The following is a 23,478-nucleotide window of genomic DNA, read 5'->3' as shown; positions in this document are numbered from 1 at the left end:
TTTTGTGGATAGGTGAAAACTTATGTTACGCATTGCTGAAGAAGCGCTGACATTCGACGATGTACTGCTTCTGCCCGCCCACTCCTCTGTGCTCCCCAAATCGGTCAGTCTGAAAACACGATTGACGGCCAATATCGCACTGAACATTCCCCTGATGTCGGCGGCCATGGATACCGTGACCGAGGCGCGTCTGGCTATTGCCATGGCGCAGGAGGGTGGTATTGGTGTGATTCACAAGAACATGAGCATCGAGCAACAGGCCCGCGAAGTGAAGCAGGTCAAGAAGTTCGAGAGCGGCGTGGTCAAGGATCCGATTACCATTGCACCTGACGCCTCCATCAACGACCTGATCGCCCTGATGCGTGAGAATGACATCTCCGGCATGCCGGTCGTTACAGGGCGTCAGCTGGTGGGTATTGTCACCAGCCGTGATGTCCGGTTCGAGTCGAATCTGGAAGCGCGTGTTGACTCCATCATGACACCCAAGCCCAGTCTGGTGACGGTGAAGGAAGATGCCAGCCATGATCAGATAAAGGAGCTGCTGCATCAACACCGCATTGAAAAGATTCTGGTCGTCAATGACGAGTTCGAATTGCGCGGGCTGATTACGCTGAAAGATATCCGCAAGTCGGAAGATTTCCCCAACGCCTCCAAGGATCAGCAGGGCCGCCTGCGCGTAGCTGCTGCTGTGGGTACCAGTGCCGACACCGAAGATCGTGTCAGTGCCCTGGTCGAGGCAGGTGTGGATGTGATTGTCGTGGATACCGCGCACGGTCACTCCAAAGGCGTCATCGACATGGTGCGGCGCATCAAGGGTCTGTATCCGGAAGTTGGTGTCATTGGCGGTAACATCGCCACGGCCCAGGCTGCCCGTGATCTGGCTGCAGCCGGCGCAGATGCTGTCAAGGTCGGTATCGGTCCCGGTTCCATCTGTACCACCCGTATAGTCACTGGCGTGGGTGTTCCCCAGATTTCTGCCGTGTCCAATGTAGTGGATGCGCTGAAAGATACCGATGTCTGTGTTATCTCTGACGGTGGTATCCGTTTCTCTGGTGACATCGCCAAGGTCATCGCTGCTGGCGCTCATGTTGTCATGATCGGCAGTCTGCTGGCTGGCACCGAAGAGGCGCCAGGTGAAGTTGAACTCTATCAGGGTCGCAGCTACAAGGCCTATCGTGGTATGGGCTCACTGGGCGCCATGTCGCAGAGCCAGGGTTCCAGCGACCGTTACTTCCAGGATGCCGCCTCAGGTGTTGAGAAGCTGGTACCGGAAGGCATTGAGGGTCGGGTACCCTACAAAGGCACGATGTCCGGCATTGTTCATCAGTTGATGGGCGGCCTGCGTTCAAGCATGGGGTATACCGGCAGCGCCGATATCGACACCATGCGCACCAAGCCTGAATTCGTGAAAATCACGGCCTCGGGCATGCAGGAAAGCCACGTGCACGATGTCAGCATCACCAAGGAAGCACCCAACTACCGCGTGAGCTAGAGCGGTCGCGATTCTAATGAACGCTTGTATTTCATCACCGTCGTCAGAGCCCTGGCGGCGGTGTTTTACTTATCAGGCAATGCCAATTCAGGAAATCCAGTTGTCATGACCCAGCAAAACATTCACAGCCAGAAAATCCTCATTCTTGACTTTGGATCACAGTACACGCAGTTGATAGCCCGCCGCGTTCGTGAGCTGGGTGTGTATTGTGAGATATGGGACCATCAGTGCACTGAGGAAGAGGTGCGCAATTTTGCCGCGCAGGGCATCATCCTGTCCGGAGGTCCGGAAACAGCAACTCTGGCCGACTCTCCGCAGGCCGCAAAATACCTGTTTACATTAAACGTACCGTTGCTGGGTATCTGCTACGGCATGCAGACCATGGCCGAACAGCTGGGCGGCAAGGTCGAGGCGTCGGACAAGTCCGAGTTTGGTTACGCCGAAGTCAATCTGCCAGCTCCCGGTGCGTTGTTTGACGGCATCGAGGACCGCATCCTGACCGATGGCACGGCTCAACTTGATGTGTGGATGAGCCACGGCGACAAGGTTGTCAAACTGCCGCCGGACTTTGTGGTAACAGCCGAAACCAGCAGCGCGCCGATTGCCGGCATGGCGAACGAAGAGAAGCGCTTCTATGGCGTTCAGTTCCACCCGGAAGTGACGCACACCTCGCAGGGTAAGCGTATTCTGGAACGCTTTGTGCGTCAGATCTGTGGCTGTGATGCGCTGTGGACCTCTGCCAATATTATTGAAGATGCCATCCGCACTGTACGTGAACAGGTAGGCAGCGATCATGTGCTGCTGGGTCTGTCGGGTGGTGTGGATTCATCGGTTGTTGCTGCGCTGCTGCATCAGGCCATCGGTGACCAGCTGACTTGTGTATTTGTCGACAATGGCCTGCTGCGCCTGAATGAAGGTGACCAGGTTATGGCCACCTTCGCCGAAAACATGGGTGTCAAAGTCATCCGTGTGGATGCTGAGGAACAGTTCCTCAGCCGTCTGGCTGGCGTGGATGATCCCGAGAAGAAGCGCAAGATCATCGGCAACACTTTTATCGACGTATTTGATGCAGAAGCGGCCAAGATCCCCAATGTGAAGTGGCTGGCGCAGGGCACCATTTATCCGGATGTCATCGAGTCCGCCGGGTCACGCACTGGCAAGGCCCACGTGATCAAATCTCATCACAATGTCGGTGGCCTGCCCGAAGACATGGCGCTGAAACTGGTCGAGCCCCTGCGTGAACTGTTCAAGGACGAAGTTCGCCAGATCGGCCTTGAACTGGGTCTGCCCTACGACATGGTTTACCGCCACCCGTTCCCCGGCCCGGGCCTGGGTGTCCGTGTGCTTGGCGAAGTCAAACACGAGTACTGCGAAGTGTTGCGCCGGGCCGACGCAATTTTCATCGAAGAGCTGCACAAAGCTGACTGGTACCACAAGACCAGTCAGGCCTTTGCCGTGTTCCTGCCGGTCAAATCAGTGGGCGTGGTTGGCGACGGTCGTCGTTATTCCTGGGTCATTGGCCTGCGTGCAGTCGAAACCATCGACTTCATGACAGCCCGTTGGGCGCACCTGCCCTATGAGCTGCTGGAAACAGTCAGCAACCGCATCATCAATGAAATCGCGGATGTCTCGCGGGTGACTTATGACGTGTCGTCCAAGCCGCCGGCGACGATTGAGTGGGAGTAGGGGCAGGGCAGGCGACTTGATTAATAGCGGCCATAAACCGCTATTAATCGGTGCCTTGTTGTTCAGGGCTCAGGTTCAAGCCTTGTTCATGCTGCTCAGAGGTCGTCAGCAGAGAGCAGGCCAGCGATTTCCGCCGGGGTAGCGCGAAGGGCCATGACGACCTGATTGAAGAAATCTACTTCACCGTAGCGGATCTCATCGTCACTGCGGATGACATCAGCCAGTGAGCTGATAATCGCCACGCGTTCACTTTCGGTCAGTTTCTTGGTGGCCTTGGACAGATAGCGTACCAGGGGCTGCGATTCAAAAAGCTCTGAAGAGGCTGCGGTGAGGATGTCGGCGCGGCTGAATTCCTCGCCGATCTGTTCTTTGAGCACCGATTTCACTTTTGCTATCTCTACAGACTCGATGTTGGAGTCAACACGAATAGCCCGCGCCAGGACCATGAGCAGGACTTCCTGAAAGAGTTCTTGCTTTTGACTGGAACTTCCATTACTGATCAGGTTGCGAATGGAATCAAAATTGATAATGCTCATGCTGGCTCCGTCTGGATCTTGTTTTTAATTAATTAAGTACCTTCTGACATGGGGCTTGCCTGCTCCATGGAAAACAGCAGACTAATAAGAATCTGCGCTGCTGTCCATATTAAGCCTTTCTTGAAAAGCGTTCCAGTTGGGAGTTGAGCGCAATTTTTTACACTTCATCCCGCAGCCCATACTAATTCCTCTGCCACAGTTGTAGAGTCTTGCTTCCAATACCGAATTGTTTAGGGGGATGTATGTTAAGAAGAAGCATGGCAGTCCGGCTAAATCACGTGCTGGCCGCACTGGGATTGGTAGCCTTGTCCCACACGGCCTCGGCCGCAGATGTACTTGGTGTCACCTGCCAGACGCCGCCACCGGTGCATTGCGCCGACGGTGACTGTGCCAGCAAAACGGCAGTGCCTGGCAATGTCATCGAGACTGACAGCGGCAGGGAATACTTTCTCGATTATCCATGCGACCTGCAGCCAGGGGAAGAAGTCACGTTCATCCTGAATATTCATGGTGCCGGTTCCATCGGCAACTGGCAGCGCCATTACTTCCCGGCCATGGACTACAAAGATTCCCATCGTCTTGTGGTAGCCACGCCTACTGCCGCTGGTTCGGCAAACATGGGTGGCGGCAGTGGCGTGCGGGTATAGGCACCACAAACGGATGATGCTCACCTGCAGGCCATCACCGAGCAGGTCATTGAAGCCTTTGGCGCCGAGAACATCCGCGCCTTCTGGCTGGCCGGCCACAGCCAGGGCGGTATGACCTCGCGTCGCCTTGTCTGCACCGACTTCTTTGCGGACAAAGTCGACGGCATGCTCAGTCTGTCGGGTGGCCGTATCGGCCAGGCACCCTTTGTGGATAACTTTGGACCTCCGATGGCAGACGGTACACCTCCACCTTCACGCCCACGTGGAATGGCGGAAGAGACGCTGCCCAACTGCGACTTCTCCCATATTTTTGCGATTGGAGAGTATGAGATTGAATCGCTGCCCGACAGCTCGCCCTGGGCACAGCGCTATCAGTGTGATGCCCGTGAGCAAACGCAGGTCATTGATACCGAACCAGGCTGGGTCTATGACAGCGGACGCGCTGGCTTCCCTGTATGGGGCATGGAGGCACGTCCAGGGACAGCGGCTGTTTACGAATACCCGAATTGCGAGGATGGCCGGGTGGTTGCCGATGTGGTGCGGCTGGACAAAGGTCACACCGAAGGGCTCGAGCCAAATGTCACTGAGCGCATTGTTGAGCTGATTGTTTCAGCCAGTGGTGGCAAGATCCAGTCATCGCAATAACTGCTCTCTGACACCGGCGCGGCTGATGTCTGTTCGGCACCAGCCGCGCCAGACCGTTCAGATTCTCCTTTTTGCCGAAACCGCTCGTGTCCGCAGGTCGTAATAAGGTAACCTTCGCCATGCGAATGATACCCAAATGACCTTAATGCAGAAGGAGAACACCATGCTTCGTCAATCGCTCTCGGCTATCGTACTGTTGGCCGGATTGCTTATTGGCTCCTCAGCCATGGCCCAGTGGACACTGGACAACGACCAGTCCAGGCTGAGCTTTGTAACCATCAAGGCCGACCATGTCGCCGAAGTTCACACCTTTGATCGGCTCGCCGGCAGCATCAATGCCTCGGGCGAAGTCAGCATTACCATCGAGCTGGCCAGCATCAATTCCCTGATCCCTATCCGTGACGAGCGCATGCAGGCCATGCTGTTCGAAACCAATCTGTTCCCTGAAGCCATGGTCAGTGGCTCGGTTGATATCGCCGATCTGCGCGCGATGGAGCCGGGTGAATCCCGCGCCTTGACGCTGGATGTGTCGCTTGATCTGCGTGGCGACGCCCGTGACTATCCAGCGGAAATTCTGGTGACGCGAACCCAGAACGGTGTTGTGGCTTCAACACTGAAACCAATTCTGGTGACAGCGGATAATCATACCCTGGCTGCCGGTGTTGAAGCTCTGCGCGAAATCGCAGGTCTGCCCAGCATTTCCCGGGCAGTGCCGGTGAGCTTTACCGTCGTATTTGAATAAGCTGCTTTAATCCGGAGTTTCCTCCGCAGCAGGACTGCTGCGGAGGCGATACATCCATTGTGCTTGCCGATAGCGCTAGTACCATCCCTGTTCATGAATCAGTCCGATCGCGGTCGTGCAGGGTTGTCACCAGATCGGAATCAAACACCCGAGACGTTAAGAACGTTTCATGACGACCTCCTTCATTTCTTTTCGCTTCCTGGCTTGGATTTCAGCCGCCACTCGCCGCAACCATGCGACGGCAGGTGGAGGATTTTCTGACACGCTTGCTTTGGTTAGCAGGGAACAGGCGGCCAAGTTTCCTGGGCTCAGCGCATTTGCTTGTGAAAATACAAATGAGAATGATTCGCTTTACAGTTAATGTTTGTGCTGCTATATTTCGCGACATTCTTGTTCATGTATTAATCGTTACTCAGGTGTGTCGCCTCAATGAAAACTATCTCTGCCAACCGAACTGCAGCTCTCATTCCTTTGCTCAGCGGATTTTCCCTGCTGCCCCTTCACTCGGCCATAGCGGCTCAGGATGAGCCTGCATTCCAGGAAGAAATCATCATCACCAGCATCCGTGCCGACCGTAACAGCCGCGGCGCCACCGGTCTGGATCTGGATGTGGCAGAGACGCCGCAGTCACTGACCATTCTGGATACCGAGACGCTGGAGAGCTTTGGTCTGGAAGACATCAACAGCATGCTGAAGCTGACGACTGGCGTGAATGTGGATTCATCCGAGACAGATCGTACCTATTACAACGCGCGTGGATTCGATATCACCAGCATGCACGTGGATGGCGTCGGTATGCCGTTTGGTGAACTGGTGGTGGGTGATATTGATACCGCAATCTATGAAAAAGTCGAAATCATCCGTGGTTCCAACGGACTGATTACCGGGCTTGGCAACCCGTCAGGCACCATCAATTATGTCCGCAAGCGTCCAGGCAATGAATTTGCCATGAGCACACGCCTGACAGTAGGGCGCTGGGATACCCGACGTGCCGAGTTGGATATTTCTACGCCGCTGGTCGAATCCGGGCGCTGGGCCGCCCGTTTTGTGGGTGTCGCCCAGGATGGCGAAAGCTGGCTGAACAACTATGCCAATGACCGCGCGGTGGGTTCGCTGGTCATTGACGGTCAGATTGGCAATTCAGTCACAGTAGCGCTGGGTTATACGCGCCAGGACAACAACAGCGACGCACCGTTGTGGGGTGCATCGCCGATGATCTACAGCAATGGCCAGCAACTGGATTTTGATGTTTCGACCTCAACTGCCATGGAATGGTCCTACTGGGACACTTTGTCAGAGCGTTCCTTTGTCGAACTCGGCTGGCAGCTGGCTGATGACTGGCGTGTCGAAAGTTCAGTGACGCATATTGATTACGCTGACAATTCCGAAGTGTTCTACGTCTACTCCAACACTGGCCTGGATGCCGACACCGGGCTGGGCATGCTCAGCTACCCCGGCAAGTTCGACGCCAGCGAAGAGTCATTGATCTGGGATACCTCACTGCAGGGCAGTTTTCAGGCCTTCGACCGCGAGCACGAACTAAATCTGGGTGTCAGCTTGGCTGACCAGGATTCAGGTTCCCTGGACCATACTGCACTAAGCGGTTTCCAGGCCATGCCGGCATTCCCTGGCTGGCAGGGTAACGAAGTGGCGCGCCCAAGCTGGGATACGCCCTATCAGGCGGCTGAGGAAGACACTCAACTGAACCGGCTCTACGGCTCGCTGCTGCTGTCGATGACAGATCGCTTCAAAGTGATTCTGGGCGTGAACGTGGTGGACTATGAAAATCGTGGCGTCAGCTGGGGTGTTTCCACAGACTCTGACGAAGATGGCAGCAGCCCTTACGTCGGATTCACCTGGGAACTGCTGGAAAGCCTGAATCTTTACGCCAGCTACAGTGACATATACCAGCCGCAGTATTACCTGGACATGGATCTGCAGCCGCTGGGTTCAGCGGAAGGTAAAAGTTATGAGGCGGGCCTGAAAAAGCAGTTTGATTCCTCATGGCTTGCCACGGTGGCAGTATTCAAGACTGAGCAGGAAAACCTGCAGGAATTCGTCCGTTACGGCGACGGTGACGGTATCGACGATACTGATTACAGCGACGATTTTGATTTTGCCATGTATCGCGGTATCAGCGTCGACTCCACCGGTATCGAGCTGGAAGTTTCCGGTGAAGTGGCAGAGGGACTTCGGCTGCAGGCCGGTTATACCTATCTGCAGCTGGAAGATCCCAATGGCGATGAGACGCGCACATTCATTCCGCGCAATACCTTCAAGATGCTGGCCGACTGGCGTCCGGTATGGCAACAGCGCCTGGCGCTTGGACTGTCCGCGCGCTGGCAGGATGACATCTATTTTGACTCTGCCTACGGGCGCATCAGTCAGGATGCCTATGCGGTCATTGGCGGCTATGCGCGCTATGACGTGAGCGAGTCGCTGGCGGTCTCTCTGAACGTCGACAATGCCCTGGATGAAAAGTATCTGAGCTCGGTCAAGTTTGAGCAGTCATATTACGCAGCACCGCAGAAATACAGTGTTTCGCTGGATTGGCAATTCTGACAAACCGGCCCTGATAGCATATTAAGCGGAGTGCATTGACGTGAACAAACTTCTATTCAAAGTACACAGTTACCTGGCGCTTCTCGCCGTCGTGCCAATTCTCATTGTTTGTGTGACCGGCAGTATTCTGGTCTTCAAACATGAAATTGATTCTCTGCTTAGAGGGGAGCTTGTTCGCGTCGAGCCTCAGTCGCAGCGCATGCCACTGGATTCGCTGCTGGCGTCGGTCAATCAGGCGCACCCTGACTACGAAGCGGTTGGCTGGACCCTGTTCCAGGATCCTGGCCGCGCCGATCAGATGTACGTCATGGAAAAAGGCACCAGCGACTGGTCGTATGTTTTCCTCAACCAGTACACAGGTCAGGTGCTGCAGGAACCGCAGCTCTACGATCAGTTTCTGACCGACTGGCTGCTGGAGCTGCACTTTAATTTTCTGCTCCATGATGCCGGGATGCTGGTGACATCGTTCTTCGCTGCCATTTTAATGCTGTTGGGTTTGACGGGGCTTTACCTGCACCGCAAATTCTGGAAGAACTTCTTTACGCTGCGCTGGAAAAGCCGGCTGGTTGTTTACTTCAGTGACATGCACAAACTGGTCGGTGTCATCGCATCGCCGGTGCTGATCATACTGGCCTTCACCGGTATCTGGTGGAACGTCGTGGCATATCTGTATGAGATGCAGGAGCATGCGGACGGCAGTGAGCACCACGTCATGGTTGACCGTCTCTATGGGGAGCAGGTCTCATTTGATGCGATTGTTGCATCAGCTGAGCAACGGATAGCTGGTTTTGAGGCAACCTATCTGACCCTGCCGTACGAGCCCGGCGTTGATATCCAGGTCTGGGGTGACGTGCCTACCGGCAATATTCTTACCAGTGAGTATGCCAGTGTGGTGACCTTTGATGAGCTCAGTGGCGATTGGCTGTCTACCTATGACATCCGTGAAGCCACCACCGGCGCGGTCATTGTCGACAGTTACCGGCGACTGCATTTCGGCGACTTTGCAGGCCTGCTGTCAAAAGCGCTGTGGGCATTGCTGGGTCTGTCGCCGGTACTGTTGTCAGTTACCGGTCTGACCCTGTGGTGGAAACGTCGCAGCCAGCGTCAGCGCGCCCGTGAAAAGCGACGTGAGAAACTCGAGCTGGCAAACGCCTGAGAACAGAATGCAATCTCAGTTTGAGAGAGCTGCCTGAATACCTGGTTCGGGGCGCCGTGAGGCGCCCCAACTGCTTTCCACCATCGATATCACATCGTTCAGCTCCTGCTCGCTGACATCTGCCAACGCCCCGTGTTCGAGTGGATCGTAATGGAAGATGTAGAGGCGTGACGCAAACTCGGCAAACGACAGCGATGACTCGCCAAACCGCTCCCCGTGACCGGCCGTGCTGACCTTCACACCATTACCCCAGTCCTGTCCGCTGTCATTATTCGGATTAAAAAAGTACACCCGCGTTGTTCCCTGGGGATCCACGGTAGCCCGAATGATGGTGATGGCATGCCAGCCAATGAATCGCGCGGCGCTGTCGGTGACGGCAATGCCAGCAGGTTGCGGATGAATCAGCGGCTGATTGCCGTTGTACCCGGGGTGGTAGTGCGCGTAAAAGTGTCGATAGAAACTTTCCAGCTCATGCAGATGGCCGGTGCCGACATCAACATTGATTCGGAAACCGCGTCCGGTCCACCAGCCGTGGAACTCGGGATTGATCCACTGGTGCGGATCACCATCGCGACCAATGCAGTGGCGGCCCATTTCCGCGTATATCCTGTCCAGGTGTGGTACCACAAGCAGAGAAACAGGATCGAGGTCCAGCGGCAGCGTCTGCGCGACACCACTCAGGCTCTCGCGTGATGAAATGGATTTACCCTCAAAGTGCATGACAATTTCATCATCGCGGGCAGCCCAGGTCACCATCTGCAGTAGATAGTCCGGATCGTTGTATGACCACATCGACAGGGCGCGCGCTGACTGGCAGGTGGGGTTGTTACCCTGCCCAACACCCAGCGGCAGGCCCAGCATACAAAGCACTCCTTCCATCAGCCGGGCCCGATGCGGAACCGCGTCGCCAAACGCTGCTGACAGACGCGCCTTCGACCATGGCGCGAGTTCCAGACCCAGCTGACGCCACAAGGCGGGTGCTACCGGTGGCTGATAGAAAATACCGCGCTCCAGCGTCAGTGCCAGTCCATAGATACCCTGGGCAGTTTCTGGAAACAGGCAGTCGTCAATAATGCTGTGCACCAGGTCACGAAAACACAGCAGGCAGTCGCGCCCAGTTGCAGAAAGACCCAGGGCTTCGGCAAGTAACTGATCGCCATGCTGGGCCACCTGTTTCAATAGGACAGCGTGATAGGGCGATACCAGTCCGGTGTCGTGCATGGCACGGGCAAAACCGGTTGCCTCATACTGCAAGGCCGTGGTGTCCATGGATTCCAGTCGTTGCTGATACACTTCGACGCCAGGATCTTCATGACAGGCCTGCGTCGGGCCGAACAGTGCGCTGACCAGGCGGTTGGCACCCTGGCCGCTGCTGCCCAGATCTATGTCGGGGTTGGCCTGGCACAGGCTGATCTGCGTGATCATCTGTTTGACAGGATCGACCTGAATAGGTCGCTGCTGAAGGATGCGCCAGATTTCGTTGATCAGCTCATCGATGATGTGTTCAAAGCCGATGCGAGACGCCAGATGCTGCAGCAGCAGGCTGGGAATCAGCGCCAGACGACCCTGTGTTTCGCGCTCGGACTCGCCGACTGAACCGAACAGAATAGGCAGGTTCAGGGCCAGGACCTGGGTCAGAAAATGCTTTGCAGCCACCGCGCTCAAGGAGGAGTGCTGGTAGCGCGATTTGGCCACAGCCAGCATGCGCAGTTCGCTCAAGGCCTCAATGACCAGCAGAGTGGCATCACTGCCACGCAGTGACTGCCCACTCAGTGAAGGTACCAGGATCGCCGGCTGCGCCCAGTCCGAGCCTTCAAACACACCAGCCTCTTCCAGTGCTTCGGCACGCTCCTCGATCGCCGCGCAGCCACCTGGTTGCTGCAACACGCGACGCGCAAGGTCGATGACCGGCTGTAGCCGTGTGGGTTTGGAAAAATCCGGAGCGCGCGCCAGTTGTAGGATGGCCGCATCCAGTTTTTGCAGCAAACCTGTCATTAAATCGTCCGACAAGTCGATATCTCCCGCGGGTCCTGCCTGCTAGATGTAATAGTCAAGCTCTTCCTGAGCCTTCAGTGTGTCATGCAGCTTCTGTGCATCCTCACCCCGAAAGTACACCAGTCCCCAGTGTGTGCCAAACGCTGTGCGCTTGGTGACGGTTTCTTCCAACGGTGGTGTCAGCTCGTGAGACTCAAAGTAGGGGTTGTTGTCCACCTCTTCGGGGATGACCAGCTGGCTGACCACGCGTCGTCGTGGATAGACACCAAAACAGCCGGCGTAACCATCGGCGTCCTCGACTTCTTTCGGGAAAAACGCCTTAACTTCTTCTGCGGTGGTCTTGGGGTCGAATACCAGCATGCTGGCCTGATAGGCGTTGAAGCCATACACGCGTTCAAGCAGTTCGAATACCTTGAAACCCGGTGGGCGGTAAGCCACCTCGCCAAAGTACATTTCGCCATCACTGGTGACGAAGTATTCCGGGTGAATCAGGCCAAATTCAATGTCGAAGGCCTTGATCAGCTTCTCGATCTGGGCGCGAATCTGTGGACGGTATTTCTCGAGTTCCGGTGAGGCTGGCACAAATACCGAGTAGCCAAGTGTCACATACTCAGAGATGTTCAGGAATACGATCTTGCCGTTGTGGATCCAGGCCTCAACCGCAAACTCCCAGCCATCCAGATGGGATTCCATCAACACCGGAAATTCCTCATCGGGAATAGAGTCGACTTCATCGGGGGTACGAATCACACGATGCCCCAGGCAGCCTGCCTTGTCGAAAGCTTTTAAGTGAATCGGATCGTTGGGGTCGCCGTCCAGTTTCAGCAGAGTCTGATTGACGCGTTTCAGAAAACGAACCACATCTTCCTTGTCGTGTGCCTCTTCGAAAATGCCGACGCGAATGCCGCCCAGCTGCGCCCTGCGTTTCATCAGTGCCTTGTCACGTAGCAGCAGAGACTGTCCATACAGGCGCGGGTTGTCCAGCAGTACCGAGTTTATGGCGCCCGCCCACTCGACAGTTTCCTCATACAGGGGGATGGCAATATCGACACCCATTTCCTTCAGAGTCTCAGCGATCTCCATGGATCGGTCATTTAGTCTTTCAAAGTTCCAGGACAGATAGGGAATATTGTGTTTCTCACAGTATTCCTCGGCCCAGTCAGGAGCGACCACGACATAGCGGCGATCAAACGTTTCTGCCGCCTCTACAGCGTTCAGGCTCCAACCCAGTAGCGCGATATACCCTTTGTTTGGGTCTTTCTTCATGCCAATACCTTACCCTTTATGCCAGCAGCTGCCGGCATTTCACTTTGAATTTCAATGATTTCGGAAACCACTGTACCTTAGTTGGCAGTCAGTTGCACGGTGCCTGGTGGCACAGATAAGCCCAGAATCAGGCGAAGCTTGGGTAGAAGTTAGCGCGTTGACAGCAGTCCGCGGCGACGAAACCAGATTTCCAAAGGCAGTGTCACCAGGGGGGGAATGGCCGCGAGCAGGGCGAGCAGACTCATCTGCCAGGACCAGCGCAGGCGCGCGCTGCAGTAGACACATACGATCACATAGATGATGAACGCACCGCCATGCAGGCGGCCAAACAGCCACACTCCCAGGTCGGTGGTTTCGGTGACGTATTTCAGAAACATGCCCACCAGCAGACCGGCCCAGGTGAGGGCCTCAAAAAGTGCGACGACTGAAAACAGTCTGCCTGCCGGGGACAATGGAAGATGGGTCATGAGGGCTGATACTCAGAATGCGGAAACAAGCGCGCCATTATGCCGGTGCGTGCTTGCCGGATCAACGCCGCCTGACAGCAGGCAAAGAACTGGCCGGCACCCGTAACTACTGCACACAGGCCGCTCCTGACGGTATAATCGCCGGCTTTTAAGCACGGACGAGATATCAGCCAGGAGTTCAGTCATGCCCGCTTACCGTTCCAAGACCTCAACCGCCGGCCGCAACATGGCAGGTGCCCGTTCGCTCTGGCGTGCCACCGGCATGAAAGACGAGGACTTCAGCAAACCCATTATTGCGATTGCAAACTCCTTTACGCAGTTTGTACCGGGGCACGTGCATCTGAAGGATCTGGGCCAGCTGGTGGCGCGTGAGATCGAAGCGGCGGGTGGTGTCGCGAAAGAATTCAATACCATCGCGGTCGACGATGGCATCGCCATGGGGCACGATGGCATGCTGTATTCACTGCCCAGTCGCGACATCATTGCCGATTCGGTGGAGTACATGGTCAACGCCCACTGCGCCGATGCTCTGGTATGTATCTCGAACTGCGACAAGATCACCCCCGGCATGCTGATGGCCGCCATGCGTCTGAACATCCCAGTGATTTTTGTGTCCGGTGGACCGATGGAGGCCGGCAAGGTGCAGCTGGCACGTCCGGAAACCCAGACCATCGAGATCCGTAAACTGGACCTGATTGACGCCATGGTCATGGCCGCCGACGACAAAGTGTCGGATGCCGAACTGGCAGAAGTCGAACGCTCTGCCTGTCCGACCTGCGGCTCCTGTTCAGGCATGTTCACTGCCAATTCCATGAACTGTCTGACTGAAGCACTGGGCTTGTCCCTGCCTGGCAATGGCACAGTGGTGGCTACGCATGCTGACCGAGAAAAACTGTTCCGCCAGGCAGGTCGCCAGGTTGTGGAACTGTGCCGCAAGTACTACGAGCAGGAGGACGCCTCTGTGCTGCCGCGCTCTGTTGGTTTCAAGGCCTTCGAAAATGCCATCGCGCTGGATATTGCCATGGGCGGTTCCACCAATACCATTCTGCACCTGCTGGCGATTGCGCAGGAAGCCGAAATTGATTTCACCATGGCGGATATCGATCGCATGTCGCGTGATCTGCCGCAGCTGTGCAAAGTGGCGCCGAATACCAACAAGTACCACATTGAGGATGTTCACCGTGCCGGTGGTATCATGGCCATCCTGGGCGAGCTTGACCGTGCAGGTAAACTGCACACCGATGTGCCAACTGTCCACGCGCCTACCATGAAGGATGCGCTGGATCAGTGGGATATCGCCCGCAACCCCAGTGAAGAAGTGAAAACCTTTTATATGGCAGGACCGGGTGGCATTCCGACCCAGGTCGCCTTCAGTCAGGACGCGCGCTGGGAGAGTCTGGACACTGACAGAGCCCTGGGCTGTATCCGTTCCTACGAGAATGCCTTCAGCAAAGAAGGGGGACTGGCGGTTCTTTTTGGCAACCTGGCAGAGAACGGCTGTGTGGTCAAAACGGCTGGCGTCGATGACAGCCTGATGGTATTCGAAGGGCCGGCTCATGTGGTGGAAAGCCAGGATGAGGCGGTACGCAACATCCTCGATGACAAGGTCAAAGCCGGTGACGTGGTTGTGGTTCGCTACGAGGGTCCAAAAGGCGGGCCTGGCATGCAGGAAATGCTGTACCCGACCAGCTACATCAAGTCCAAGGGCCTCGGCAAAGCCTGCGCACTGCTGACCGATGGGCGCTTCTCCGGGGGTACATCCGGTCTGTCTATAGGCCACTGTTCGCCTGAGGCTGCGGCCGGCGGCAATATTGGTCTGGTGCGCAACGGTGATCGTATCCGCATTGACATCCCCAACCGGCGCATCGACATGCTGGTCAGTGATGAGGATCTGGCGGCACGCCGCGCCGAACAGGACACGCTGGGCTGGAAACCCGCCGAGCCGCGGCCGCGCAAGGTCTCGGCGGCGCTGAAGGCCTACGCCATGCTGGCGACCAGTGCTGACCGTGGGGCTGTCCGTAATCTGGAGCTGCTCGACTGAGCAGGCCGTATTGGTGACAGACATGCCTGGCTGCGCTAAGGTGTCAGGCCCATACTTGATGTATCAGGAGTGGATTATGCGTTTGCAGACATTGAATTTGACCGCCGCTGTTTCGCTGGCACTGTTTTCGGTATCAGCCGTTCAGGCCGATGACGCACAGCGGCTGCAGGAACTGATTACCGCAGATCATCGCGACCCGGCGAATATAGAGCGCAATCAGTACCGAAACCCGGTTGAGACGCTGCAGTTCTTCGGCATCGAATCCGACATGACAGTTGTTGAGGTATTGCCGGGCGGCGGCTGGTACACAGAAATTCTGGCACCGTTTCTGAAAGAGAACGGTACTTACTACGCAGCCCATTTCTCACCGACCTCGGGAATTTCCTATCAGCCACCCATGCTGGAGCGCTACCGCCAGAAACTGGCCAATCACAATGAGATCTACGATGAAGTTATTGTGACCCGGCTGCATCCACCAGCTGATACCGAAATCGCTCCGGCGGGCTCGGCAGACATGGTGCTGACCTTCCGCAATGTGCACAACTGGATCATGGCCGGGACGCAGGAAGAGCACTTCGAAGCCTTTTATCGGGCCCTCAAACCGGGCGGTGTTCTGGGTGTGGTTGAGCACCGCGCGCCAGAAGGCAGTGGCATGGATGTGATGGAAACCACCGGTTATGTGACCGAGGCGTATACCATCGAGCTGGCACAGGCAGCGGGTTTCTATCTGGAAGAAAAATCGGAAATCAATGCCAACCCGCTTGATACTGCAGACCATCCAGCTGGCGTCTGGACCCTGCCGCCAACGCTGCGGCTGGGTGATGAGAACCGTGATACTTACCTGGCGATTGGCGAAAGCGATCGTATGACGCTGAAATTCAGAAAGCCGGAGTAATACCGAAATTGAAAAAGCCCGCCAACCTGGCGGGCTTTTTTTTTGCCAACTGAATTTGTAGCCAGCGCCAACATAGCAGTTTCAGTAATTAAACATTGTGCAAAGCAGCGCGGGCAATCATCCAGATACCCATGCCCATCATCATGAGATTTTCGGTCAATGAAACAAAGCCAAGTGGCACCTTGCTGTCCCCGCCAACGCAGGCGCACTTAAGGGACCGCTTGTCGATATACACGGCTTTAAAAACTGAGGCGGCGCCAACACTACCGATAAACAGCGCGACCGGTGCTGAAATCCAGACCAGCGCCCCTGCAATCATCAGCAAACCAGCCAGCGTTTCCCCAAAAGGGTAGAGGTAGGCGTATCCAACATAACGCTGCGCCAATAAATCATAATTGAGAAACATGCTGGAGAAGGCTTCGAAATCCTTGAGTTTTTGGAGTCCCAGCAGCGTCATTGCGCCTGCCACAAACCATTCAAGTGTTCGTCCGGTAATCACAGAACCTGCTGTGGCCCAGCTGATGGATAATGCCATCAGTGCGGCGACGAGAAAGAGCGCGATGACTGGCCGGTAGCTGAGCCCCTCGTCTTCGGCAGATGCTTTGCCAAAATACTGGCGCAGGGATTCATAACCGCCGATGCGTTCTCCATCGATGAAGGTCTGTGGTGTGGTATCCACATCGTGTTTCTTTTTAAACGATTCAACTTCCTGTCGTGATCGCAGTTTGTGATCCTCTACCTGGTAACCCTGGCGTCGTAACAGATAACGGGATTTCAATCCAAATGGGCACAAGTGCCCGGGCATGTCCATGCGATACAGTGTTGCACTTCTATTGGCAGTCGTTTCGTTTGTCATGGCACCTCATAAAACTAATTGGGTACTCTTGTGACTGTCATACAGTCAATGAGTTCCACCAGGTTTCTTGCTCCTTCACTCTTTTTGACATACCTTCAGCATTATTCACAAAAATTCAGGCTGATAGCTTATGCCACGTTGGCAATGGGTGCTGATGCACCTTATCAGGCGGCTTTGGGTGCGGGCTACTCTGCTTGGCGGGCTGGGTGTGGCAGCGGCGATGATTGCCACCACAGCTGATACGCTCATCCCCTTCAGTTTTCCGTTCACCATCGAGGCGGAATCGATTGATCGCATACTCAATATCCTTGCGACCAGCATGCTGGCGGTTACGACATTTTCGTTGAGTGTCATGGTGAGCGCCTATGGAGCCGCATCCACCAATGTCACACCACGGGCCATAAAACTGCTGACTGAGGACCATACCACGCAGAATGTCCTGTCTGCGTTTGTAGGCTCATTCCTTTTCAGCGTTGTGGGCATTATTGCGCTGCAGGTTGGCGCCTACGGCGATCAGGGCCGTATTCTGCTGTTTGCCGTCACGCTGGGTGTGCTGGCACTGGTCGTCATTTCGCTGTTGCGCTGGATCGATCACCTGACAAGGTTCGGGCGTGTTGGCGAAACTACTGCGCAGGTCGAGCAGGCAACGCGACGTGCCATGGATGAGTATCTGCGCGAGCCCTGCCTGGGAGGACAGCCGCGCATTGATGCAGATCTCGCCGACGTCGATACGGCTGTGCAGGTGTGCGCTGCACGCATTGGATATGTCCAGCATATCGACATGTCGGCGTTAACCGAATGCTGCGAAAAAATGTCCGTCAGAATTTTCCTGTCCGTTGTTCCAGGTGCCTTTGTTTACAAAGGTGCTGTTCTGGGCTGGTTTGAGTGTGACAACAGCAGCGAAGTTGACTCCGCTGCGCTGAGCGCTGCCATCTGTGATGCAATAACTATTGACGATGATCGCAGCTTTGATCAGGATCCCCGGTTTGGTCTGGCGGTGCTCAGCGAAATTGCCTGTCGCGCTCTGTCGCCCGGCGTCAACGACCCTGGCACCGCGATTGATGTTATTGGACGGCAGACGCGGCTACTGTCACGGTGGGCCGAAGGGTCATCGTCGACAGACACTGGCTCAGCCAGTGCCAGGTCACCAAGATATCCCCGCGTCTACATTCCGACGCTTGACACAGCAGACCTGTTTGAAGACTCGTTCATGCTGATTGCCCGCGACGGTGCGGCGCATGTCGAGATCCAGTTGCGCCTGCAAAAAGCCTTGCGGGCGCTGGGAGAACTGGGCGATGCCCCGTTTCGGGAAGCGGCCAGCAAACAGTCTCTGCTCGCGCGTGATCGCGCCATTCAGGCACTGACGCTGGAGGCTGATCGCGAACGGGTTCTGGCCGTGCTTGAAACGCCCGCCGAGCATGGGCAGCCATCGGCACACGATAAACAGTGAAACAAACGATGCAGGCAGCAGGGGGCGCCATGGCAGAAAACAGCGATCCAGATAAGCAGGCAGCCATAGAGTTGCTGGCGCCAGCGCAGCGCGAAGATCATTTCTGGATGGAGCAGGCTCTGCTGCTGGCTGACCAGGCTGCTCAGGTGGACGAAGTGCCGGTTGGAGCGGTTGTGGTGTATCAGGGTGCGATTATAGGGCACGGCTTCAACCAGCCCCGGCGCAGTCACGATCCCACCGCTCATGCGGAGATCATGGCCCTGCGTGAAGCCAGTCGCAGACTTGGTAACTATCGTCTGCCTGACTGTAGCCTCTATGTGACAATCGAGCCCTGTACCATGTGCTTCGGCGCCATTATTCATGCTCGCATAGCGCGGCTTGTATACGGAGCCGAGGAGCCTCGCTATGGCGCCGTTGTCAGTGGTCAGCGCCTGCTGGCGCAGGGTCAGTACAACCACAAGTTAGCGGTGACAGCAGGGGTACTTGCTGAGCCCAGCGCCGAGCGGATGCGCCGGTTTTTCCGCGAGCGCCGTCGCTAAGCCCTGCGATTAGCCAGTCCAGAAGCCACCATATGGTGACAATAGTCTGATTTTTCAGGGCGACTCCTGTATAATCGTCGCACCCGAATGCCGGCGCGTCTGTGTCCGGTAACCTGCATCCCTGACCACCAACTTGTAAGGCTATCTGACACAATGCTAGTTCTTCCCGGCAGCACCGCTCATTCCGACTTCAGACTTCGCAAACTGCTCCGCGGCGTTCAGCAGGACCTGCCAGCAGTAACGGCAATTCACTCGCGATTTGTCCATCTGGTTGACTGCGACGCACCCATGGCAAGCGAGCAGCTGGAGATTCTGGGACAGTTACTTGCTTATGGCGACATGGCAGAAGAAACGCAGGGCAGTGCCCAGGGCGTGTACCGGCTGGTTGTGCCGCGCCCGGGCACCATCTCGCCCTGGTCGAGCAAGGCGACTGACATTGTCCGCAATTGTGGTCTGACAGACGTTGCCCGCCTGGAGCGCGGCATTGAGTGGCATGTCACGGTCGAAGGCTCGCTGAGCGATGATGAGCTGATACTGCTTGATACCCACCTGCACGACAAGATGACCCAGGCCGTCCTGAATGAAGTGGAGCAGGCCGCTCAGCTGTTTACCCATGCCGAGCCGGCCGCCATGGCGCAGGTTGATGTGCTGGGCAAGGGCCGTCAGGCGCTGGTGAGCGCCAACCGTGAGCTCGGTCTGGCGCTGGCCGATGATGAAATCGATTATCTGGTGGATGCCTTCACCAGGCTTGGCCGAAATCCCAACGATGTAGAGCTGATGATGTTTGCTCAGGCCAATTCCGAGCATTGCCGGCACAAGATATTTAACGCCAGCTGGACTATCGATGGCATAGATCAGGATCTGTCGCTGTTTGCCATGATCCGCAACACGCACGCCAAATCTCCGGACAACGTTCTGTCTGCCTACAAGGACAATGCGGCTGTCATGAGTGGCAGCGTTGCGGGGCGTTTTTTCCCGCAGCCGCTCACGCATGAATACACCTACACAGAGGAACCCATCCACATTCTGATGAAGGTGGAGACACATAATCACCCGACCGCCATCGCGCCGTTCCCTGGCGCGGCAACCGGCAGCGGTGGTGAAATCCGTGACGAAGGTGCTACCGGCACAGGCGCCAAACCCAAAGCGGGTCTGTGCGGTTTCAGTGTGTCCAATTTGCGCATACCGGCATTGCCACAGCCCTGGGAGGAAGATTTCGGTCGCCCGGCGCACATCGTCTCGGCACTGGATATCATGCTTGAAGGACCGATTGGTGCGGCTGCCTTCAATAACGAATTTGGCCGGCCCAATCTCTGCGGTTATTTCCGTACCTATGAGGAGTCGGTGCCTGCGGTAGATGGCAATGAAGTGCGTGGTTACCACAAGCCCATCATGATTGCTGGTGGTATCGGCAATATTCGTGAGTCGCATGTGCAGAAGCAGCCCTTTGCGCCGGGCGCCAGACTGATCGTGCTGGGCGGTCCGGCCATGCTGATCGGGCTCGGTGGCGGTGCGGCCTCGTCGATGGCAGCCGGATCTGGCAGTGCCGATCTGGATTTTGCCTCTGTACAGCGCGAAAACCCGGAAATCGAACGTCGCTGCCAGGAAGTTATCGATCGCTGCTGGCAGATGGGCGACAACAATCCGATTGCCTTCATTCACGACGTCGGTGCCGGTGGCCTGTCCAACGCGCTGCCCGAGCTGGTTAAAGACGGCGAGCGTGGTGGTCGATTTGATCTGCGTCAGGTGCCGAATGCGGAGTCGGGCATGTCGCCACTGGAAATCTGGTGTAACGAAGCACAGGAGCGTTATGTGCTGGCGGTTATGCCCGATCGTCTGGCCGACTTCGAAGCCATCTGCAAACGTGAGCGTTGCCCCTTCGCGGTAGTGGGTGAGGCGACTGAAGAGAAACATATTGCGCTGGACGACAGCCACTTCGGCAACCGTCCGATTGACCTGCCGATGTCAGTGCTGTTTGGCAAACCCCCGCGTATGCACCGCGATGTGCGCAGCGAGACGGTACGCACCGTGGGACTGGATACGGCCCAGATTGAGCTCGATGATGCGCTTGAGCGGGTGCTGAGTCTGCCAGCAGTCGCCAGCAAGAATTTCCTGATTACCATTGGTGACCGCACCGTAACCGGTCTGGTGTCACGCGACCAGATGGTTGGGCCGTGGCAGGTACCGGTGGCTGATGCCGCCGTGACAGCCGCCTCTTTCGACAGCTATGCCGGTGAAGCCATGGCCATGGGCGAGCGAACGCCGATCGCACTGCTGGATGCGCCCGCATCAGGTCGCATGGCGGTTGCTGAAGCCATCACCAATATCGCCTCGGCCAGCATCAGGGACATACGTGATATCAAACTGTCGGCAAACTGGATGGTGGCGGCTGGTCACACCGGAGAGGATGCGCGCCTGTACGAGACCGTTCGCGCGGTAGGTATGGAGCTGTGCCCGGCGCTGGGTATCTGTATTCCGGTCGGCAAGGACTCTATGTCCATGCGCACGGTCTGGAAGGAGAACGGTGAGGCAAAGAGCAACACCGCACCGTTGTCATTGATAGTGTCGGCCTTTGCACCGGTTCAGGATGTACGCAGGACCATCACCCCACAGCTGCGGCTGGAGCGGGGCGATACCGAGCTGCTGTTGCTGGATCTGGGACGTGGCCGCAACCGCATGGGCGGCTCGGCGCTGGCGCAGGTTTACCGCGAGCTCGGTGAAACACCAGCCGACCTGGACAGTCCTGAAGATCTGAAAAACTTCTTTGGTCTGATCCAGCAGCTTAACGCCGACGGCCTGCTGCTGGCCTATCATGACCGCTCTGATGGCGGTCTGATCACGACATTGCTGGAGATGGCGTTTGCGGGACACTGTGGTCTGGATATCCAGCTGGCGGAACTGCTCTCCTCGGATCAGGACGTTCAGCCTACGGAGATAGACGTGCTGTTCAACGAAGAACCAGGCGCCGTGCTGCAGGTGTCTTCGGCGCAGCTGAACCAGGTTATCAGCCTGGTCGAAGAGTTTGGCCTGTCCGACTGTGCCTGTGCACTCGGCCGGCCAGTAGCTGGCGACCAGATTCGCATTTTCAATTCAGGGCGCCTGCTGCTCGACACCACACGCACACATTGCCAGCAGGTCTGGGCCCGCACCAGTTACGAAATGCAGGCCTTGCGGGACAATCCGGAGTGTGCCGAGCAGGAATACGAACGCCTTGCTGACAAAAAAGACCCGGGCCTGCATGCGCGCCTCAGCTTTGATGTGAACGAGAATATTTCTGCGCCGTACATAAATACCGGCGTACGTCCCGCCGTAGCCGTCCTGCGTGAGCAGGGCGTAAATGGTCATGTGGAAATGGCAGCGGCGTTTGATCGAGCCGGTTTCAAGGCTGTTGATGTGCACATGAGCGATCTGCTCAGCGGCGCCGTTGCTCTGGATGCGTTCAACGTACTGGCCGCCTGTGGCGGCTTCTCTTACGGCGACGTGCTGGGGGCCGGCGGTGGCTGGGCCAAGTCTGTGCTGTTTAATGAACCACTGCGACGCCAGTTTGAGGCCTTCTTCAAACGAGAGAACACGCTGTCGCTGGGCATCTGCAATGGCTGCCAGATGATGTCATTGCTGCACGAGCTGATTCCCGGCGCTGAAAACTGGCCGCGCTTCGAACGCAATCGCTCTGAGCAGTTTGAGGCTCGTGTCAGTCTGCTGAAGGTACCGGATTCACCCTCGGTGTTTTTCGCCGGCATGAAAGACTCTGTATTCCCGGTCGCCGTGGCGCATGGAGAAGGGCGGGCGCAGTTCGCTGACGCCACCCAGCGCGCACAGCTGAAGGCCGCATCAGGCATCGCTGCTGCTTACGTGGACAACTATGGTGAAGTGACGGAGCATTACCCGGAGAATCCCAATGGTTCGCCAGCCGGTATTGCCGGGGTCTGCAGCCGCGATGGACGCGTGACCATCATGATGCCGCACCCGGAGCGTGTGTTCCGTGCCGTACAGAACTCATGGCATCCGGCGGAGTGGCAGGAAGATGCCCCGACGCTGAGAATGTTCCGTAACGCCCGAGCCTGGTTGAAGTAATGCTGAAACTGACTTTTTACGTGCCCGAGTCCCATCTTGAACCGGTCAAGCAGGCTGTGTTCGAGGCGGGTGCGGGCCGTATTGGCGATTATGACAGCTGTTGCTGGCAGATCGCCGGTCAGGGCCAGTTCCGGCCACTGGATGGTGCCAATCCCTTTATTGGTTCTCAGGGTGCGCTGGAGACGGTCAGTGAGTACCGTGTGGAGATGGTTTGTACGGAAACCTGTATCGAGGCGGTCATCCAGGCACTGAAAGCGTCTCACCCCTACGAAGAGCCCGCCTACGACGTTGTGGCGCTGTTGCCATACTGATCAATTAGCTGAATACATTCATCCCCATCTTATGACGCTTTGTCGCAGTTGCGACACAATTTATTGCAGATTCTAAGTTGGGTGACGTATGATCGGCCCCGAGTAGCGACAAGACTAC

Annotated in this window: 18 protein-coding genes; 13 read left to right on the top strand and 5 right to left on the bottom strand. The window is 56.5% G+C overall.

Annotation, left to right across the window (positions count from 1 at the left end; genetic code table 11):
* The first annotated feature begins 22 nt into the window (after positions 1-22).
* Complete coding sequence (guaB, locus tag QGM61_RS06825) at positions 23-1,492, top strand: IMP dehydrogenase (RefSeq protein ID WP_237133704.1); 1,470 nt, start codon at positions 23-25, stop codon at positions 1,490-1,492.
* Positions 1,493-1,597: 105 nt separating this feature from the next.
* Positions 1,598-3,178 (top strand): glutamine-hydrolyzing GMP synthase, encoded by a 1,581-nt coding sequence (gene guaA / locus QGM61_RS06820; protein WP_281132428.1) that lies wholly within the window; start codon positions 1,598-1,600, stop codon positions 3,176-3,178.
* A 95-nt stretch (positions 3,179-3,273) separates the two neighbouring features.
* Here guaA and QGM61_RS06815 read toward each other — a convergent pair whose 3' ends face one another.
* Positions 3,274-3,714 carry a TerB family tellurite resistance protein gene (locus QGM61_RS06815; protein ID WP_237133706.1) on the bottom strand — a complete coding sequence of 147 codons (441 nt, stop codon included), beginning with the start codon at positions 3,712-3,714 and terminating at the stop codon, positions 3,274-3,276.
* A 242-nt stretch (positions 3,715-3,956) separates the two neighbouring features.
* Between QGM61_RS06815 and QGM61_RS06810 the strand changes: the two genes are divergently transcribed.
* The 5 genes from QGM61_RS06810 to QGM61_RS06790 all read left to right on the top strand — a co-directional run bounded on the left by QGM61_RS06810 (position 3,957) and on the right by QGM61_RS06790 (position 9,466).
* A complete protein-coding gene (locus tag QGM61_RS06810) occupies positions 3,957-4,361 on the top strand; it encodes a hypothetical protein (protein ID WP_281132427.1) in 405 nt (134 codons plus the stop codon).
* Positions 4,362-4,472: 111 nt separating this feature from the next.
* Positions 4,473-5,006, top strand: coding sequence for a hypothetical protein (locus QGM61_RS06805; RefSeq protein ID WP_281132426.1), 534 nt, complete (start codon positions 4,473-4,475; stop codon positions 5,004-5,006).
* A 163-nt stretch (positions 5,007-5,169) separates the two neighbouring features.
* The gene (locus QGM61_RS06800; protein WP_281132425.1) at positions 5,170-5,748 is read left to right on the top strand and encodes a YceI family protein; all 579 of its coding nucleotides are present in this window, start codon (positions 5,170-5,172) and stop codon (positions 5,746-5,748) included.
* Positions 5,749-6,177: 429 nt separating this feature from the next.
* Positions 6,178-8,310, top strand: coding sequence for a TonB-dependent siderophore receptor (locus QGM61_RS06795; RefSeq protein WP_281132424.1), 2,133 nt, complete (start codon positions 6,178-6,180; stop codon positions 8,308-8,310).
* A gap of 40 nt (positions 8,311-8,350) precedes the next feature.
* Complete coding sequence (locus QGM61_RS06790) at positions 8,351-9,466, top strand: PepSY-associated TM helix domain-containing protein (RefSeq protein WP_237133710.1); 1,116 nt, start codon at positions 8,351-8,353, stop codon at positions 9,464-9,466.
* A 15-nt stretch (positions 9,467-9,481) separates the two neighbouring features.
* On the opposite strand, the gene QGM61_RS06785 is transcribed toward QGM61_RS06790, so the two are convergent.
* The 3 genes from QGM61_RS06785 to QGM61_RS06775 all read right to left on the bottom strand — a co-directional run bounded on the left by QGM61_RS06785 (position 9,482) and on the right by QGM61_RS06775 (position 13,194).
* Complete coding sequence (locus QGM61_RS06785) at positions 9,482-11,461, bottom strand: hypothetical protein (RefSeq protein WP_237134635.1); 1,980 nt, start codon at positions 11,459-11,461, stop codon at positions 9,482-9,484.
* A gap of 42 nt (positions 11,462-11,503) precedes the next feature.
* The gene (locus QGM61_RS06780; RefSeq protein WP_237133711.1) at positions 11,504-12,727 is read right to left on the bottom strand and encodes a carboxylate--amine ligase; all 1,224 of its coding nucleotides are present in this window, start codon (positions 12,725-12,727) and stop codon (positions 11,504-11,506) included.
* Positions 12,728-12,876: 149 nt separating this feature from the next.
* Entirely contained in the window at positions 12,877-13,194 is a 318-nt protein-coding gene (locus QGM61_RS06775) for a DUF3817 domain-containing protein (RefSeq protein ID WP_237133712.1), read from the bottom strand.
* 184 nt (positions 13,195-13,378) lie between these two features.
* On the opposite strand from QGM61_RS06775, the gene ilvD reads away from it, so the two are divergent.
* Both ilvD and QGM61_RS06765 read left to right on the top strand, forming a co-directional pair.
* Positions 13,379-15,235 (top strand): dihydroxy-acid dehydratase, encoded by a 1,857-nt coding sequence (ilvD, locus tag QGM61_RS06770; protein ID WP_281132423.1) that lies wholly within the window; start codon positions 13,379-13,381, stop codon positions 15,233-15,235.
* A 76-nt stretch (positions 15,236-15,311) separates the two neighbouring features.
* Positions 15,312-16,130 carry a class I SAM-dependent methyltransferase gene (locus QGM61_RS06765; protein ID WP_281132422.1) on the top strand — a complete coding sequence of 273 codons (819 nt, stop codon included), beginning with the start codon at positions 15,312-15,314 and terminating at the stop codon, positions 16,128-16,130.
* An 88-nt stretch (positions 16,131-16,218) separates the two neighbouring features.
* On the opposite strand, the gene QGM61_RS06760 is transcribed toward QGM61_RS06765, so the two are convergent.
* Positions 16,219-16,986, bottom strand: a complete 768-nt coding sequence (locus QGM61_RS06760) for a MauE/DoxX family redox-associated membrane protein (protein ID WP_281132421.1) — start codon at positions 16,984-16,986, stop codon at positions 16,219-16,221.
* Between the two features lie 130 nt (positions 16,987-17,116).
* Between QGM61_RS06760 and QGM61_RS06755 the strand changes: the two genes are divergently transcribed.
* The 4 genes from QGM61_RS06755 (at position 17,117) to QGM61_RS06740 (ending at position 23,360) form a co-directional block, all read left to right on the top strand.
* Positions 17,117-18,436, top strand: coding sequence for a DUF2254 domain-containing protein (locus tag QGM61_RS06755; RefSeq protein WP_281132420.1), 1,320 nt, complete (start codon positions 17,117-17,119; stop codon positions 18,434-18,436).
* Positions 18,437-18,465: 29 nt separating this feature from the next.
* Complete coding sequence (tadA, locus tag QGM61_RS06750; RefSeq protein WP_281132419.1) at positions 18,466-18,975, top strand: tRNA adenosine(34) deaminase TadA; 510 nt, start codon at positions 18,466-18,468, stop codon at positions 18,973-18,975.
* A 153-nt stretch (positions 18,976-19,128) separates the two neighbouring features.
* Positions 19,129-23,049 carry a phosphoribosylformylglycinamidine synthase gene (purL, locus tag QGM61_RS06745; RefSeq protein ID WP_281132418.1) on the top strand — a complete coding sequence of 1,307 codons (3,921 nt, stop codon included), beginning with the start codon at positions 19,129-19,131 and terminating at the stop codon, positions 23,047-23,049.
* Positions 23,049-23,360 (top strand): YqfO family protein, encoded by a 312-nt coding sequence (locus QGM61_RS06740; RefSeq protein WP_281132417.1) that lies wholly within the window; start codon positions 23,049-23,051, stop codon positions 23,358-23,360. The genes purL and QGM61_RS06740 overlap by 1 nt, the downstream gene beginning before the upstream one ends.
* Positions 23,361-23,478 lie beyond the last annotated feature (118 nt).

The organism is Pseudohongiella sp. SYSU M77423 (genome assembly GCF_029911965.1).
In the GTDB taxonomy this organism is placed as follows: Bacteria; Pseudomonadota; Gammaproteobacteria; order Pseudomonadales; family Pseudohongiellaceae; genus Pseudohongiella.
The sequence above is the reverse complement of the archived record's forward strand: the minus strand, read 5'-3'. Positions and strand labels throughout refer to the sequence as shown.

Bases quoted from the DNA above. Each gene is read 5' to 3' on its own strand.
- guaB (WP_237133704.1), top strand. From the start codon at position 23: ATGTTACGCATTGCTGAAGAAGCGCTGACATTCGACGATGTACTGCTT.
- guaA (WP_281132428.1), top strand. From the start codon at position 1,598: ATGACCCAGCAAAACATTCACAGCCAGAAAATCCTCATTCTTGACTTT.
- QGM61_RS06815 (WP_237133706.1), bottom strand. From the start codon at position 3,714: ATGAGCATTATCAATTTTGATTCCATTCGCAACCTGATCAGTAATGGA.
- QGM61_RS06810 (WP_281132427.1), top strand. From the start codon at position 3,957: ATGTTAAGAAGAAGCATGGCAGTCCGGCTAAATCACGTGCTGGCCGCA.
- QGM61_RS06805 (WP_281132426.1), top strand. From the start codon at position 4,473: ATGACCTCGCGTCGCCTTGTCTGCACCGACTTCTTTGCGGACAAAGTC.
- QGM61_RS06800 (WP_281132425.1), top strand. From the start codon at position 5,170: ATGCTTCGTCAATCGCTCTCGGCTATCGTACTGTTGGCCGGATTGCTT.
- QGM61_RS06795 (WP_281132424.1), top strand. From the start codon at position 6,178: ATGAAAACTATCTCTGCCAACCGAACTGCAGCTCTCATTCCTTTGCTC.
- QGM61_RS06785 (WP_237134635.1), bottom strand. From the start codon at position 11,461: ATGACAGGTTTGCTGCAAAAACTGGATGCGGCCATCCTACAACTGGCG.
- QGM61_RS06780 (WP_237133711.1), bottom strand. From the start codon at position 12,727: ATGAAGAAAGACCCAAACAAAGGGTATATCGCGCTACTGGGTTGGAGC.
- QGM61_RS06775 (WP_237133712.1), bottom strand. From the start codon at position 13,194: ATGACCCATCTTCCATTGTCCCCGGCAGGCAGACTGTTTTCAGTCGTC.
- ilvD (WP_281132423.1), top strand. From the start codon at position 13,379: ATGCCCGCTTACCGTTCCAAGACCTCAACCGCCGGCCGCAACATGGCA.
- QGM61_RS06765 (WP_281132422.1), top strand. From the start codon at position 15,312: ATGCGTTTGCAGACATTGAATTTGACCGCCGCTGTTTCGCTGGCACTG.
- QGM61_RS06760 (WP_281132421.1), bottom strand. From the start codon at position 16,986: ATGACAAACGAAACGACTGCCAATAGAAGTGCAACACTGTATCGCATG.
- QGM61_RS06755 (WP_281132420.1), top strand. From the start codon at position 17,117: ATGCCACGTTGGCAATGGGTGCTGATGCACCTTATCAGGCGGCTTTGG.
- tadA (WP_281132419.1), top strand. From the start codon at position 18,466: ATGGCAGAAAACAGCGATCCAGATAAGCAGGCAGCCATAGAGTTGCTG.
- purL (WP_281132418.1), top strand. From the start codon at position 19,129: ATGCTAGTTCTTCCCGGCAGCACCGCTCATTCCGACTTCAGACTTCGC.
- QGM61_RS06740 (WP_281132417.1), top strand. From the start codon at position 23,049: ATGCTGAAACTGACTTTTTACGTGCCCGAGTCCCATCTTGAACCGGTC.